11 protein-coding genes and 1 tRNA gene are annotated in these 15,014 nt (G+C 52.5%); 1 reads left to right on the forward strand and 11 read right to left on the reverse strand.

The window, feature by feature from the left end:
• From sucC to sdhC, 8 genes are all read right to left on the reverse strand, one after another.
• Complete coding sequence (gene sucC, locus CLV44_RS04970; RefSeq protein WP_106591007.1) at positions 1 to 1,167, reverse strand: ADP-forming succinate--CoA ligase subunit beta; 1,167 nt, start codon at positions 1,165 to 1,167, stop codon at positions 1 to 3.
• A 127-nt stretch (positions 1,168 to 1,294) separates the two neighbouring features.
• The gene (lpdA, locus tag CLV44_RS04975) at positions 1,295 to 2,734 is read right to left on the reverse strand and encodes a dihydrolipoyl dehydrogenase (protein WP_106591008.1); all 1,440 of its coding nucleotides are present in this window, start codon (positions 2,732 to 2,734) and stop codon (positions 1,295 to 1,297) included.
• Between the two features lie 39 nt (positions 2,735 to 2,773).
• Entirely contained in the window at positions 2,774 to 3,976 is a 1,203-nt protein-coding gene (odhB, locus tag CLV44_RS04980) for a 2-oxoglutarate dehydrogenase complex dihydrolipoyllysine-residue succinyltransferase (RefSeq protein WP_106591009.1), read from the reverse strand.
• A gap of 51 nt (positions 3,977 to 4,027) precedes the next feature.
• The gene (locus CLV44_RS04985; RefSeq protein ID WP_106591010.1) at positions 4,028 to 6,859 is read right to left on the reverse strand and encodes a 2-oxoglutarate dehydrogenase E1 component; all 2,832 of its coding nucleotides are present in this window, start codon (positions 6,857 to 6,859) and stop codon (positions 4,028 to 4,030) included.
• A 311-nt stretch (positions 6,860 to 7,170) separates the two neighbouring features.
• On the reverse strand, positions 7,171 to 7,875 hold the full coding sequence (locus CLV44_RS04990; RefSeq protein WP_106591011.1) for a succinate dehydrogenase iron-sulfur subunit: 705 nt from the start codon (positions 7,873 to 7,875) through the stop codon (positions 7,171 to 7,173).
• Between the two features lie 12 nt (positions 7,876 to 7,887).
• Positions 7,888 to 9,663, reverse strand: a complete 1,776-nt coding sequence (sdhA, locus tag CLV44_RS04995; protein ID WP_106591012.1) for a succinate dehydrogenase flavoprotein subunit — start codon at positions 9,661 to 9,663, stop codon at positions 7,888 to 7,890.
• Positions 9,664 to 9,666: 3 nt separating this feature from the next.
• Positions 9,667 to 10,014 carry a succinate dehydrogenase, hydrophobic membrane anchor protein gene (gene sdhD / locus CLV44_RS05000; protein WP_106591013.1) on the reverse strand — a complete coding sequence of 116 codons (348 nt, stop codon included), beginning with the start codon at positions 10,012 to 10,014 and terminating at the stop codon, positions 9,667 to 9,669.
• A complete protein-coding gene (gene sdhC, locus CLV44_RS05005; protein ID WP_106591014.1) occupies positions 10,008 to 10,385 on the reverse strand; it encodes a succinate dehydrogenase, cytochrome b556 subunit in 378 nt (125 codons plus the stop codon). The genes sdhD and sdhC overlap by 7 nt, the downstream gene beginning before the upstream one ends.
• A 443-nt stretch (positions 10,386 to 10,828) precedes the next feature.
• Here sdhC and gltA point away from each other — a divergent pair, with 443 nt between their 5' ends.
• Positions 10,829 to 12,106, forward strand: a complete 1,278-nt coding sequence (gene gltA, locus CLV44_RS05010) for a citrate synthase (protein ID WP_106591015.1) — start codon at positions 10,829 to 10,831, stop codon at positions 12,104 to 12,106.
• A gap of 639 nt (positions 12,107 to 12,745) precedes the next feature.
• Here the strand turns inward: gltA and CLV44_RS05015 are convergent.
• The 3 genes from CLV44_RS05015 to CLV44_RS05025 form a co-directional block, all read right to left on the reverse strand.
• Positions 12,746 to 12,822: transfer RNA gene (locus CLV44_RS05015), tRNA-Val, on the reverse strand.
• 136 nt (positions 12,823 to 12,958) lie between these two features.
• Positions 12,959 to 13,612 (reverse strand): response regulator transcription factor, encoded by a 654-nt coding sequence (locus tag CLV44_RS05020; protein ID WP_106591016.1) that lies wholly within the window; start codon positions 13,610 to 13,612, stop codon positions 12,959 to 12,961.
• A gap of 4 nt (positions 13,613 to 13,616) precedes the next feature.
• Positions 13,617 to 14,978 (reverse strand): cache domain-containing protein, encoded by a 1,362-nt coding sequence (locus CLV44_RS05025; RefSeq protein ID WP_106591017.1) that lies wholly within the window; start codon positions 14,976 to 14,978, stop codon positions 13,617 to 13,619.
• Positions 14,979 to 15,014 lie beyond the last annotated feature (36 nt).

The following is a 15,014-nucleotide window of genomic DNA, read 5'->3' on the forward strand; positions in this document are numbered from 1 at the left end:
TTATTTACCCTCCGCTGCTTTAACTGCCTGTTGAGCAGCATCAGTCAGGCTGGTTGCCGCAATAATGTCCAGACCAGATTCAGCAAGCTTCTGCGCACCCAGTTCTGCGTTGTTGCCTTCAAGGCGCACAACAACCGGTACGCTGACACCAACTTCTTTCACTGCACCGATGATACCGTCTGCGATCAGGTCGCAACGTACGATACCGCCGAAGATGTTAACCAGAACCGCTTTAACATTGGTATCTTCAAGAATGATCTTGAACGCTTCAGTTACGCGTTCTTTGGTTGCACCACCGCCAACGTCCAGGAAGTTGGCCGGGAAACCACCATGCAGAGATACGATATCCATGGTACCCATGGCCAGGCCTGCGCCGTTAACCATGCAACCAATGGTGCCATCCAGTGCAACGTAGTTCAGATCCCACTCGGCAGCACGTGCTTCACGCTCGTCTTCCTGAGACGGATCATGCATGGCCTGCAGATCCTTGTGACGGTAAACAGAGTTACCATCGATCACGATCTTGGCATCCAGGCAGTGCAGGTTACCCTGATCAGTGATGACCAGCGGGTTGATTTCCAGCAGCGCCAGATCTTTCTCTTCGAACATCTTCGCCAAACCCAGGAAGATATGAACGAACTGCTTGATCTGATCACCCTGAAGACCCAGCTGGAACGCCAGCTCACGGCCCTGATAAGGCTGTGCACCGGTCAGCGGATCAATCGTTGCTTTCAGGATTTTTTCCGGAGTCTCTTCAGCAACCTTCTCGATCTCGACACCGCCTTCGGTGGAGGCCATGAAGACAATACGACGGCTGGAGCGATCAACCACGGCGCCCAGATACAGCTCGTTGGCAATATCAGTGCACGTTTCAACCAGGATTTTGGTAACCGGCTGACCATTGGCATCTGTCTGGTACGTTACCAGACGCTCGCCGAGCCATTTTTCTGCAAAAGCTTTCGCTTCTTCAGCAGAATCGACCAGCTTGACGCCACCCGCTTTACCACGGCCACCAGCGTGAACCTGGGCTTTAACAACCCACTTGTCACCGCCAATTTTTTCAGCCGCTGCAGCAGCCGCTTCCGGAGTATCTACCGCGATCCCTTGAGAAACCGGCAGACCATATTCGGCAAACAGTTGTTTGCCCTGGTACTCGTGAAGGTTCATGCTCTAATCCGTTGTTATATCATTTATACAGGTGCCCAAATCCAAAATACCTATGGCAAGGGCACACCTTTTGCTCTGCAGAACCTTGCCGACCGAGCTATCCGACCGACAAGGCCAACCATTCAGGTTACCGCTTTTTGCGATTTGCAATGTGAATGGCGTGATTGTCTACTGCCAGAGCCGCCTCATGGACAGCTTCACTGACGGTCGGGTGAGCGAAGACCATCAGCTGCAGATCCTCTGCACTGGAGCAGAACTCCATTGCAATCACACCCTGGGCAATCAGCTCGGAGGCGATACCGCCAACCATGTGAACACCCAGAATACGGTCGGTGACTTCATCAGCAATGATTTTGACGAAGCCGTCAGTCGCATTAGCTGCCATTGCACGACCAGAAGCCGCGAACGGGAATTTACCAACCTTGTATTTAACACCCTCAGCCTTCAGCTCTTGCTCGGTCTTACCGACCCAAGCCAGCTCCGGGAAAGTGTAAATGATGTTGGGAACACAGTCATAATTCATTGCAGCCTTATGGCCCGCAATGATATCAACGGCCATGATTCCTTCTTCAGATGCCTTGTGCGCCAGCATCGGGCCACGCACCGAGTCACCAATTGCGTATACGCCCGGTGCATCAGTGCGGCAGCTTTCGTCAACGAAGATGAAGCCACGCTCATCCAGTTTGACGCCGCTATCAGCAGCAATCAAACCCTGAGTCTGCGGACGGCGGCCAACAGCAACGATCAGCTTGTCGAATACCATCTCCTGCTCACCGTTGGAATCAGTGAATTTAACTTTCACTTCCTTGCCATCGATGATTTCAGTGCCCGTGCAACGCGCACCCAGCTTGATATCCAGACCCTGCTTGGTCAGCAGTTTCTTGGCTTCTTTGGAGACATCAACGTCTGCCAGCGCCAGGAAATCATCCATCGCTTCAAGAACGGTGACTTCAGAACCGCAACGCGCCCAGATGGAACCCATTTCCAGACCGATGACACCCGCACCAATGACACCCAGACGTTTCGGGGTTTCATCAATATTCAGTGCGCCTTCGTTATCCAGAATCAGACCTTCGGTCAGCGGTGCCGGCGGAATTTCAACCGGTACTGAGCCTGAAGCCAAGATCACGTTATCAGCCGCATAAACGGTAGCAGCACCATCCTGAGCGGTAACTTCAACCTGCTTGTTGGCCAGGAGTTTACCCGTACCTGCCAGCAGAGTGACGCCATTGGCTTTGAACAGACCTGCGATACCGCCGGTCAGGTTCTTAACGATCTGATCTTTGCGTGCCACCATCTGCTTGGTGTCCATACGCACGTTGTCCGCAACGATGCCCTGTGCAGCAAAACCATGCTGAGCTTCGTGGAACTTGTGCGTGGTTTCCAGCAGTGCCTTTGACGGAATACAACCGACGTTCAGGCAGGTACCACCCAATACAGCGGCACCCTTATCATCAACCCACTTCTCGACACAGGCAGTCTTCAGACCCAGCTGGGCAGCACGAATAGCTGCCACATAACCGCCGGGGCCGGCACCGATAACAATGAGATCAAATTTATCTGACATTACTTAATCCTGTTTTCGCTCGTTCGATTGCGTGTCTGATCAGACATCCAGCAGCATGCGTGCCGGATCTTCCAGCAGATCCTTGATGGTGACGAGGAATTGTACCGCCTCTTTGCCATCAATCATACGGTGGTCGTATGACAGCGCCAGATACATCATCGGCAGGATTTCAACCTGGCCGTTGACCGCCATCGGGCGTTCCTGGATTTTATGCATACCCAGAATTGCAGTCTGCGGCGGGTTAAGAATCGGCGTCGACATCAAGGAACCGAAAACACCACCGTTAGTGATGGTGAACGTACCGCCCTGCATGTCATCCATACCCAGCTTGCCTTCACGACCACGCTTACCGAAGTCGGCAATGGTTGATTCAACTTCAGCCAGATTCATGGAGTCGGTATCACGCAGAACCGGCACCATCAGGCCACGTTCAGTCGATACAGCTACACCGATATCCTGGTAACCATGGTAAACCATGTCGTTACCATCAATGGACGCATTTACCGCCGGGAAACGTTTCAGCGCTTCAGTTGCTGCCTTCACGAAGAAGGACATGAAGCCCAGACGCGCGCCGTGAGTTTTCTCGAACAGGTCCTTGTACTGCTTGCGCAGTTCCATGACCGGCTTCATGTTGACTTCGTTGTATGTAGTCAACATGGCCGCACTCTGCTGTGCTTCAACCAGACGCTTGGCGATGGTTGCACGCAGGCGGGTCATCGGCACACGCTTCTCGGTACGCGCACCAACCGGTACGTTCAGTACCGGCGCTGCAGCAGCGGCAGCCGGTGCTGCAGTCGCAGCAGGCTTGTTCTTGATGAAGTTCTGTACGTCTTCCTTGGTGATACCGCCATTCTTGCCGGTACCCGGGATGCTGGCGGCATCCAGACCATTTTCTTCGATCAGCTTGCGTGCCGCAGGCCCGATCTTGTCAGCGTCAGTCGTTGTTTCCGCCACAGGGGCAGAGGCTGCCTCTGTGGCTGATGCAGCCGGAGCGGACGCTGCAGCGCCGGCTTCGAACACTGCAATAACTTCTTCGCTCAGAACAGTCTCGCCTTCGCCTTTGAGGATCTCTTTGATTACACCATCTGCCGGCGCAACCACTTCCAGAACAACCTTATCGGTTTCAATGTCAACGATCAGGTCATCGGCTGAACATGCTTCACCCGGCTGCTTGTGCCAAGTTGCAACGGTTCCGTCTGCTACTGATTCAGGGAAAGTCGGCGCTTTAATATCGATGGACATGCTGTTTCCTTTATTCATGCTGCGCAGGTATTGATTACTAACCTGTCGTCATTAACCGTTGATTGCTTCGTTGACCAGCTGTTCTTGCTGCTCAAGATGAACCGAAATATAGCCTACTGCCGGCGCGGCTGCATGCGGACGCCCCACACCCATAAGGTGCAGTTTGGGATCATGCTTCTGCAGGACATTACGCATGTGATGCTGACTGCAGTACCAGGCACCCTGGTTCATCGGCTCTTCCTGACACCAAACAACAGACTCAAGGTTGGTGTACTCAGCAATAGCCTGCTTCAGCCCTTCTTCCGGGAACGGATAGAGCTGCTCGATGCGCACGATGGCCACATCGTCTTTCTCAAGCTCGGCGCGGCGATTGTACAGATCGTAGTAAACCTTGCCACTACACAGCACAACACGTTTAACCTGCTTGGGATCCTTCGCATCCACTTCCGGGATAACCGGCTGGAATGTACCCTCAGACAGGTCTTCCAGTGAACACACCGCCTGTTTATGACGCAACAGGGATTTCGGTGACATCACAACCAATGGCTTACGCAGCGGGCGAACCATCTGACGACGCAACAGGTGGAAAATCTGTGCCGGAGTTGAAGGCACACACACCTGGATGTTGTGCTCTGCACACATCTGCAGGAATCGCTCCAGACGTGCAGAAGAGTGTTCCGGACCTTGCCCCTCAAAGCCGTGCGGCAACAGCATGGTCAAGCCGCAAAGACGGCCCCACTTGTGCTCACCGGACGTAATAAACTGGTCGATAACCACCTGGGCACCGTTGGCGAAGTCACCAAACTGAGCTTCCCAGATCACCAATGCGTTCGGCGTAGTGGTGGAGTAACCATATTCAAAGCCCAGTACCGCTTCCTCGGACAGGAAGGAGTCATAGAGATCGAATGTCGGCTGATCGTCCGCCAGATTCTGCAACGGGACATAGTTGGATGAATCTTTCTGGTTATGCAGCACCGCATGTCGGTGTGAGAACGTACCGCGTCCAACATCCTGACCCGTAATACGAATCGGATAACCTTCTGCAAGTAGCGTGGCATACGCCATGGTTTCAGCGAAGCCCCAATTGATCTCCATCGCACCGGCAGCCATTTTTCTGCGGTCTTCGTAGATCTTTTGCACCTGGCGCTGAACAACAAGTCCTTCAGGGAATTCGCAAGTTTTATTCGCCAATTCCTGCAGCAACTTCTGATCTACACTGGTATCACAATCGAATGACCACTTGTGGCCCAGATACGGACGCCAATCGACGAACAATTCCTTGTTCGGCTCCATGACCAGGGATTTGGCAACGTGCTGGCCATTTTCAAGCGCCTTGCGATAGTCCTGATCCAAGCCTTTAGTATCTTCTGCTGCAACCACACCTTCAGCAACCAGATGCGCAGCATACAGTTCCTTAGTGGTTTTCAGGCTCTTGATCTTCTGATACATCATCGGCTGGGTGCCGGACGGCTCATCCGCTTCGTTATGACCACGACGGCGGTAACACACCAGGTCGATCACGACGTCCTTGTTGAACTCGTTGCGGTAATCCAGTGCAAGCTGAGTCACGAAGCGCACAGCTTCAGGATCATCGCCATTGACATGGAAGATCGGCGACTGAACCATCTTCGCTACGTCGGTGCAGTACTCGGTTGAACGCGCATCTTCCTTGCGCGACGTGGTAAAGCCAACCTGGTTGTTGATGACGATATGAATCGTACCGCCAGTCTTGTAACCGCGAGTCTGGGACATCTGCAATGTCTCCATGACTACACCCTGACCGGCAAACGCTGCATCACCATGAATGGCGACCGGAATAACACTATTGCCCACAGCATCATCACGGCGATCCTGACGGGCACGCACAGACCCTTCCACTACCGGAGAAACAATCTCCAGATGTGACGGGTTGAACGCCATTGCCAGATGCACTTCCCCACCCTGGGTCATCACATTGGATGAGAAGCCCTGATGGTATTTCACGTCACCAGAGGTTTCGATGACACGCTTGCCTTCAAACTCGCCGAACAAATCCTGCGGATTCTTACCGAAGATATTGACCAGCACGTTCAGACGTCCACGGTGCGCCATGCCGATAACCAGCTCTTTGGCACCATCACGACCCGCACGCTGAACCAACTCATCCAGGCAAGGGATAAGGCTCTCACCACCTTCAAGACCGAAACGCTTGGCGCCGGCATAACGTGAGCCCAGGTATTTCTCCAAACCTTCTGCAGCGGCCAGGCGTTCAAGGATATGCTTGCGCTCATCATTGGACAGTACGGGATGGCTGCGTACCGGCTCCATGCGCGACTGAATCCAGCGTTTTTCCTGCGTGTCGACGATGTGCATGTACTCTGCGCCGACGGTAGTGCAATAGGTTTTCTTAAGATCAGCCAGGATCTCTTTCAGTGAACTCTCTTCAGGACCGAAGAACAGGGAGCCCAACTGGAAGCGGGTATCAAGATCGGCCTCAGACAGCTCATGGAAACGCAGATCCAGATCAGGCACCTGCTCACGTTCCATCAGATTCAAAGGATCGATCTCAGCATGCTGATGTCCACGTACGCGATACGCATTAATCATGCGCAGGACACGGACCTGTTTCTTTTCATGTTCCGAGCTGACACTGCTGCCGGAAACCGGCATGGCGCGCTTCTGATTTTTGGAGAGGAGAAGGAAGTGTTCCCGGATAGTGGAATGGGGTACATCTTGAGTGATGTTTTCACCAACCTTGGGGAGTCGATCGAACTCTTCACGCCATTCTTGTGGAACAGCGTTAGGGTCCATCAGATACGTTTCGTATATTTGTTCAACATATGAAAGGTTGCCACCATAGAGATGGGCATTCTTCCACATCTGCTCCATTATGCCATCTTGCATTATCATCTCACCCTGGCTCTGAGAGGGCGCTGCGACGGTCAGGCTGCACTAATTCCTGTACCGGCAGTCCTTCGACCCTCTACTGATTACCGTTTTGTATATTGCTCGTCACCGCAACGGATTACGTGCGGTTGCGGGCAATAATTCTACGCCTTTTATGACAGGCTTTACACCGCTAGCAGCTATCGATTCTACAAAATATTACCACCTTGTCGACATAGGCCTTTTGGCTAGTAGAAAAGCATTGCCAAAATCGACAAATAAAAAAAAACGGCATCATGGATGCCGTTTTTCGAGACACTGAATTGTGATCAGGTCGCCTGCTGGATCAGCATGTTCCGAATTTTGCCGATCGCCTTGGTCGGGTTAAGACCTTTCGGGCATACGCTGACACAGTTCATGATGCCGTGGCAACGGAAAACGCTGAACGGATCATCCAGGCCAGCCAGGCGCTCCGTTGTTGCGGTATCGCGGCTATCCGCCAGGAAGCGGTAAGCCTGCAACAGGCCGGACGGACCGATGAACTTGTCCGGATTCCACCAGAATGACGGGCAGGACGTAGAACAGCATGCACACAGAATACACTCGTACAGACCATCCAGCTCAGCACGCTCTTCCGGAGACTGCAGACGCTCAATAGCAGGCGCAGGCGTATCGTTGATCAGGAACGGCTTGATCTTCTCATACTGCTTGTAGAACTGGGTCATATCAATGACCAGGTCACGAATGACCGGCAGACCCGGCAGCGGGCGCAGAACAAGCTTGTCATTCTCAACCACTTCAGAAAGCGGTGTGATACATGCAAGACCGTTCTTGCCGTTCATGTTCAAGCCATCGGAACCACAGACGCCTTCACGACAAGAGCGACGATAGGCCAGACTCGTGTCTTTCTCTTTCAGCAGCTGCAGAAGATCCAGCACCATGATGTCCTTGCCACCCGGGATGTCAATATGAACATCCTGCATGTACGGCGCATCATCAATCTCAGGGTTGTAACGATATACACTTACCAGCATCGCACCAGCCTCTTAATAGGTTCGTATTTTCGGCGGGAACGGATCCATTGTCTTCGGTGCAAAGTTTACTGCACGTTTGCCAACGGACTTGTTCAGCGGGAAGAAGACTGAATGGCACAACCAGTTCTCGTCATCACGCTCGGTGAAGTCGTTACGGGCATGCGCACCACGCGACTCCTTACGCTCCTCTGCCGCGATCGCAGTTGCTTCAGCAACTTCCATCAGGTTTTCAAGCTCCAGTGCTTCAATACGCGAGGTATTGAACGCCTGACTCTTGTCTTCCAGATGTACGTTGGCTACACGCTCGCGGATCTCCTTCAACAGACCCAAGCCCTTCTGCATGCTCTCGCCATCGCGGAATACACCGAAGTAGAGCTGCATAGTAGCCTGCAGATCCTTACGAACGTCAGCAACCTTTTCACCACCCGTGCTGCTATTCAGACGATTCAGACGACCCATCGCCGCTTCAATATCAGCGTCGGTTGCATCAGTCACCTGATAGCCTTCACGCATCTGCTGTTCGATCTGGATACCGGCTGCGCGGCCGAAGACCACCAAATCAAGCAGCGAGTTGCCACCCAGACGGTTGGCACCATGAACAGATACGCACGCGGCTTCACCGCAGGCAAACAGACCGTTAATGATCTTGTCTTCGCCCGTCTCCTGATCCGGCGCAATCGCCTGACCACCGATATTGGTAGCAACACCACCCATCATATAATGACAGGTCGGAACAACCGGAATCGGCTCTTTAACAGGATCGGATGCTGCAAACGTTTTCGACAGTTCACAGATACCCGGCAGGCGGGAGTGCAGAACTTCCTCACCCAGATGATCCAGCTTCAGGTAAACGTGGTCGCCATTCTCACCGCAACCGCGACCTTCAAGGATTTCCAGAATCATGGAGCGCGCAACAACGTCACGACCCGCAAGATCCTTGGCATTCGGAGCGTAACGCTCCATGAAACGCTCGCCATCCTTGTTGACCAGGTAGCCACCTTCGCCACGACAGCCTTCTGTTACCAGAACGCCAGCACCGGCAATACCGGTCGGGTGGAACTGCCACATTTCCATATCCTGGACAGGCACGCCAGCACGCATTGCCATACCAATACCGTCACCGGTATTGATCAGCGCGTTGGTAGTAGAGGAGTAGATACGACCCGCACCACCGGTTGCCAGAACTGTTGCCTTGGCCTTGATATAGACGGTCTCGCCCGATTCGATGCAGATTGCAATACAACCTACCACATCACCGTCAGCGTTTTTCACCAGATCAACGGCATACCATTCATTCAGGAATGTAGTACCGGCTTTCATGTTAGCCTGGTACAGAGTATGCAGAAGTGCATGACCGGTACGGTCAGCTGCCGCACAGGTACGCGCAGCCTGGGTAGAGTCGTTTGGACCCTTGGACTGACCACCGAACGGACGCTGGTAGATACGACCCACTTCAGTACGGGAGAACGGCAACCCCATGTGGTCCAGCTCGAATACAGCCTGAGGACCTACAGAACACATGTACTCAATTGCGTCCTGGTCACCGATGTAATCAGACCCCTTAACGGTGTCATACATGTGCCAGCGCCAATCATCATTCGGATCAGCACTCGCAATTGCACAGGTAATACCACCCTGAGCCGATACGGTATGAGACCGGGTCGGAAATACTTTAGTGACACAGGCGGTATTCAAACCTGATTGTGCAAGCTGTAGCGCTGCGCGCATGCCCGCACCACCACCACCGACCACAATCGCATCGAAAGTAAGCGTACGCAGTTTAGACATGTTTTAGATACCCCACAGAATCTGGACGCCCCACACGACGTAAATAAACGCCAGCAGGCCGCATGCGGACTGGAATACAAAGCGAGCGCCGGTCGGCTTAATATAGTCAGTAGATACAGACCACATACCGATCCAGGCATGTGCCACCATGGAGAGTATTGCCAGCAGGGTATAGATACGCATAACCGTACCATCAAACAGCTCTCTCCACTGCGCATAACCCATATCAGGGTTCAGCAGCAGATAACCGATCATGAAAACGGTGTAGGTCAGCAGCACCAGCGCTGTAACACGCTGCATCATCCAGTCATAAAGACCGCTACGACCAAAGCTTGTAATACTAGTTACCATATCCAGACTCCCGCCAGCAGAATAGCGATAACCGCTACTACCAAGGTGACTTTTGCAGCCAGACGACCGCCTTCCAGTTCTTCACAGTGACCAAGATCCATGATCAGGTGCTTGATACCTGCAAAGAAGTGGTACAGCAGTGCTGATACCAGTCCCCATGCAATGAGTTTTGCCAGGAAAGACTCCTGGAGCATCTCAGTAGCTTCATTGAAGCCGGCCTGAGACTCCAGCGAAAGACTCAACACATACATCATAAAGATGGCGCCGAAGAACAGCGCCACCCCTGTTACGCGATGAATGATCGAAGTGATCGCCGGGAGTGGCTGTTTTATGGTTCGCAGATCTAAATTTACAGGTCTTTTCTTGTTCACGGCTCTAGTTCACACTTTATTTGCCCAATTGCAGGACAACGGACAAGGTTGCTAGGAAGTGCTCAGAGAGTAGTACCTCGAGATGCCAGAACTGACACTAAACCAGCGGGCACGGTGCCAACTCAGGGGCGAGAGTATAGACAGATCATATGTGGAATACAACGAGATAACAGGGTCTTAAGGCTTAAGTCTAGTGTATTGATCCATGCTTATTCCCAATTCGTAATAGCTATGTTTTGATGTATTAAACTAATTATTTATTCCCCTGAAGCACTTGTATTGGTAGAACTTTTTACTCGTGCTGCATTGCAACACTTTAGCTAAACGCTTAATTGACAATCCCGTTTCAAACTCTATAGTGGTCGAGTCCTTTTTCGGGCCATTTCCTATGACGCGGCGCTCCATTTGCCGTAGTAATACAAACAGAATGATAGGAGCCTCTAATGGCTGACAAGAAAGCACGTTTGACAGTCGATGGTCTAGACGAAGCGATTGAACTACCGGTCTACTCCGGTACGGAAGGTCCCGACGTCATAGATGTACGCCCGTTGACCGGTAAAGGTCTGTTTACTTACGACCCCGGCTTCGTGTCGACTGCAGCATGCGAATCCAAGATCACCTACATAGACGGTGCCAACGGGATTCTGCTGCATCGCGGCTATCCGATTGAACAGCTGGCCGAAAAGTCAGACTATCTTGAAGTCTGCTACCTGCTGCTGAATGGCGAACTGCCGACCGCAGAACAGAAAGAAACGTTCGTCAACACCGTGTCCAACCATACAATGGTGCATGAGCAGCTTAGCCAGTTCTTCAAAGGCTTCCGTCGCGACGCCCACCCGATGGCCATCATGTGTGGCGTCGTGGGCGCATTGTCCGCTTTCTACCATGACTCGCTGGACATCAACAACCCGCATCACCGTGAAGTCTGCGCATACCGCCTGATCGCCAAAATGCCGACGCTTGCAGCCATGTGCTACAAGTACTCCATTGGCCAGCCGTTTATGCACCCGCAGAATGAGTTGAGCTACGGCGAAAACTTCCTGCGCATGATGTTTGGCACCCCCTGCTCCGAGTACAAGGTCAATCCGGTACTGGCCCGCGCCATGGATCGTATTTTCATCCTCCATGCCGACCATGAGCAGAACGCCTCCACATCAACCGTACGCCTTGCTGGCTCATCCGGCGCCAACCCGTTCGCCTGTATCGCAGCAGGCATTGCCGCGCTCTGGGGCCCGGCACATGGCGGCGCGAACGAAGCGGTTTTGACCATGCTGGACGAAATCGGTGACGAATCCAACATTGCAGAGTTCATCGAAAAAGCCAAGGATCCGAACGACCCGTTCCGTCTGATGGGCTTTGGCCACCGCGTATACCGCAACTTCGATCCGCGCGCCAAGGTCATGAAGAAGACCTGCGACGAAGTACTGGCCCTGCTGGGTATCGAAAACGATCCGCAGCTGCGCATTGCCAAGCGACTGGAGCAGATTGCCCTGGAAGACGACTACTTCGTACAGCGCAAACTGTACCCGAACGTCGACTTCTACTCAGGCATCATTCTGAAAGCGATCGGCATCCCGACCAATATGTTCACCGTGATTTTCGCCCTGTCACGCACCATCGGCTGGATATCGCACTGGAACGAGTTCCACTCCAGCCCGAACAAGATCGGCCGCCCTCGCCAGCTCTATACCGGCGAAAAGCAGCGCGACTACCCTGCCTGACACTGATACAAACAAAAAAGCCCTGCACTTGCAGGGCTTTTTTTGGTTTAACTTTAGGAATTTGTCTTAGTGCTCATACAGTCCCGGCAGGTTATAGTGTACAGACCAAGGAAGATAACGTTCAAAAGGAGTCTTGAACATGGAACACAGCTGCCAACAATGCCACCTGCTGCTTTGCACCGGCAAACGCCACCCTGACCTACACACGATCAGCTATCTACACCAAAGCGAGCTGGCCAAATGCGACATCTGCTCCACCTACTACCTGCATGAGCGCAATCACTGGGAGTTCCTACCCACCCTCCCCAATACCCCTAATTCAAACAATACCCATAGCAATATTTAAAGCAAAACATAGTTGCAAGAAACGCCATGAAAAGGCCGCATGAATAATAAGAGCCTCAATAGCCCACATGGATACTAAATATATTAACCATGCAGCGCATCCAGACTCGGAGAGCAGAAAGGAATATACAAAAAATACTCACATGCTATCCCCAGCCAACCCGACAGAATAGAGCACCCCAAAAGAAGCAAACCCACATACTGAACACAACACGACTACAGAATCATATGACTAGAGTACAGATATGAAAAAAGCCACTCGGCATTATCCGTTAGTGGCTTTTTTCAATAATTTGGTAGGACTAAGCAGATTCGAACTGCTGACCTCCACCATGTCAAGGTGGCGCTCTAACCAACTGAGCTATAGTCCTGAAACTTGCTGCGTATTATATAGATGAAATTTTGGCGCGCAAGACTTTTTTTAATTTTTTCTCGTTCTTTTTCATAAGGATGCACCACCTGCACAGATCATAAGTAGAATCGATCAATGAACAGTCAGTCCGCGATTCAGGACAACTGAACCAGGTTGTGCTCAATGGCATAGCGGGTCAGCCCTGCTGCCGTATGGATATCCAGCTTGGCCTTTAAATTCTGGCGATGGGTTTCCACCGTACGCACTGAAATGCCCAGCACACGGGCTATCTCCTTATTGTTATGGCCTTCAGCCAGTAGTTTGAGCACCGTCTGCTCACGCTGCGTCAGCGCCGATGCCGCTCGCGCCTCCCCCGCAGCCGGCTGCTCGAAGTTACTGAACAAGGTCTGGGAGGCACTGGCGCTGAAGTAGGTACCACCCTGATAGACAGTCTCGACCGCCTTCACCATTTCTGCAGCTGATACATCCTTTAAGATATAGCCCTTGGCCCCACTCTGAATCAGCTGCACCATATATTCACGATTATCATGCATGCTCAGAATAAGCACCCGAGTATCAGGAGCCTGCTCACTGAGAATACGCGTCGCCTCCAAACCATTCATAACAGGCATGGAAATATCCATCAGCACCACATCGGGCTGCAGCTCTCGGCTCAGCACTATGGCTTCCTGGCCATTACCGCCACGCCCTACAACCTCAATATCACCCTCACCCTCAAGGCGCGCCTGGATACCATCAATGACCAATGGATGATCATCCACCAGCAATACACGTATGCGTTGCCCCATGCCTTTATACCCTCTGCTGCAATGACAGACCTACCAGCAGAGTAGCACCCTGCCCTAACTTTGATAACAAACGAAACTCGCCACCCAGCAGCTCGACCCGTTCACGCATGTTACGCAAGCCGATCCCTTCAAACCGTTCCAGCACATCAGAGTCAAAGCCACACCCGTTATCCTGAAGTCGTAGCCATAGCATACCGGCCTGCCCCCACACACTCAATTTGAGCAGACTGGCATCTGCATGCCGCTCCACGTTAGTCAGCCCCTCCTGTACCAGGCGGTAAATGGTGATCTCCACATCTTCCGGCGGCTCTGCCACCGGCATGCGAATGTCTACCTGCAAACGCATACCAGTACGCTCGGCAAACCGACTGAGCAAGCCTTCCAGTGCGGCCTGCAATCCCAGATCATCCAGCAATGTCGGTCGCAAATCGTGTGATATTCGCCGCACTTCCTGAATGGCTTCATTCAGCACATCATAACCCTGGCCCAAGTCCTCCAGCCCACTCATGTCCTGCCGTTTCAGCTTGCGCTGCGCCAGTTCAATCCGGTACAGCACAGACACCATCAATTGATTGATGCCATCATGCAACTCACGAGAAAAACGCCGCCGATCCGCCACGTTGGCCAACACCGAACGATGAGCCAGCAGACGCAATCGACTGTCAGCCAGGCGACTTTCATGCAGATTTACGGCAATGCCCACGAGCACCACCAGCACGACAGCCACCGACATGATCACCAATACTGTAAAGAAGGTATTACGGATATTACGATTGACCTGCGCACGAATTTTGGCAACGTCGCGACTGATGTCATCAAGGTATAACCCTGTACCCAGCATCCAGTTCCACTTTGGCAGCAGCACCACATAACTGAGCTTCTCGATATATTCCTGCCGCGACGGTTTTTGCCACAGATACTGATGGTACCCGCCCCCGTTCTCAACCTGTGCCAGCAGGTTACGGATAACATAATCACCACGCCGGTCCTGCAGATCATACAAATTCTGACCTACCAGCTCAGGCAGTGTCGGGTGCACCAGGTTGGTGCCGTCCAGGGTATAAACAAAGAAGTAACCGTCTGTGCCCTGCCCAAAGGTCATATCGGTCAGAATACGGCGTACATTCGCCTTTGCCTGCTCATCATCAACACCGGCATCATTGACGATGTGCGCAATAGACGTAAGCGCCAGGTCAACATAGTTTTTAAGCTCACGTTGCCGTGACGACAGCAGACTTTCTTCAAATAGCCGAATTTCCTCTTCGGACAATTGACGCGCCTGATTGAGACCAATCCAGGTAACAGCGGATGTCACCACCATCATCGGAATAAGAGAGAGGAGTAAGATCTTGAACTTGAGCGGCATGAAACGGTACCCGCTGCAGGGAAACAGAAATGCCCC

Origin of the sequence: Marinobacterium halophilum, assembly GCF_003014615.1 — a bacterium.
GTDB classification, from domain to species: domain Bacteria; phylum Pseudomonadota; class Gammaproteobacteria; order Pseudomonadales; family Balneatricaceae; genus Marinobacterium; species Marinobacterium halophilum.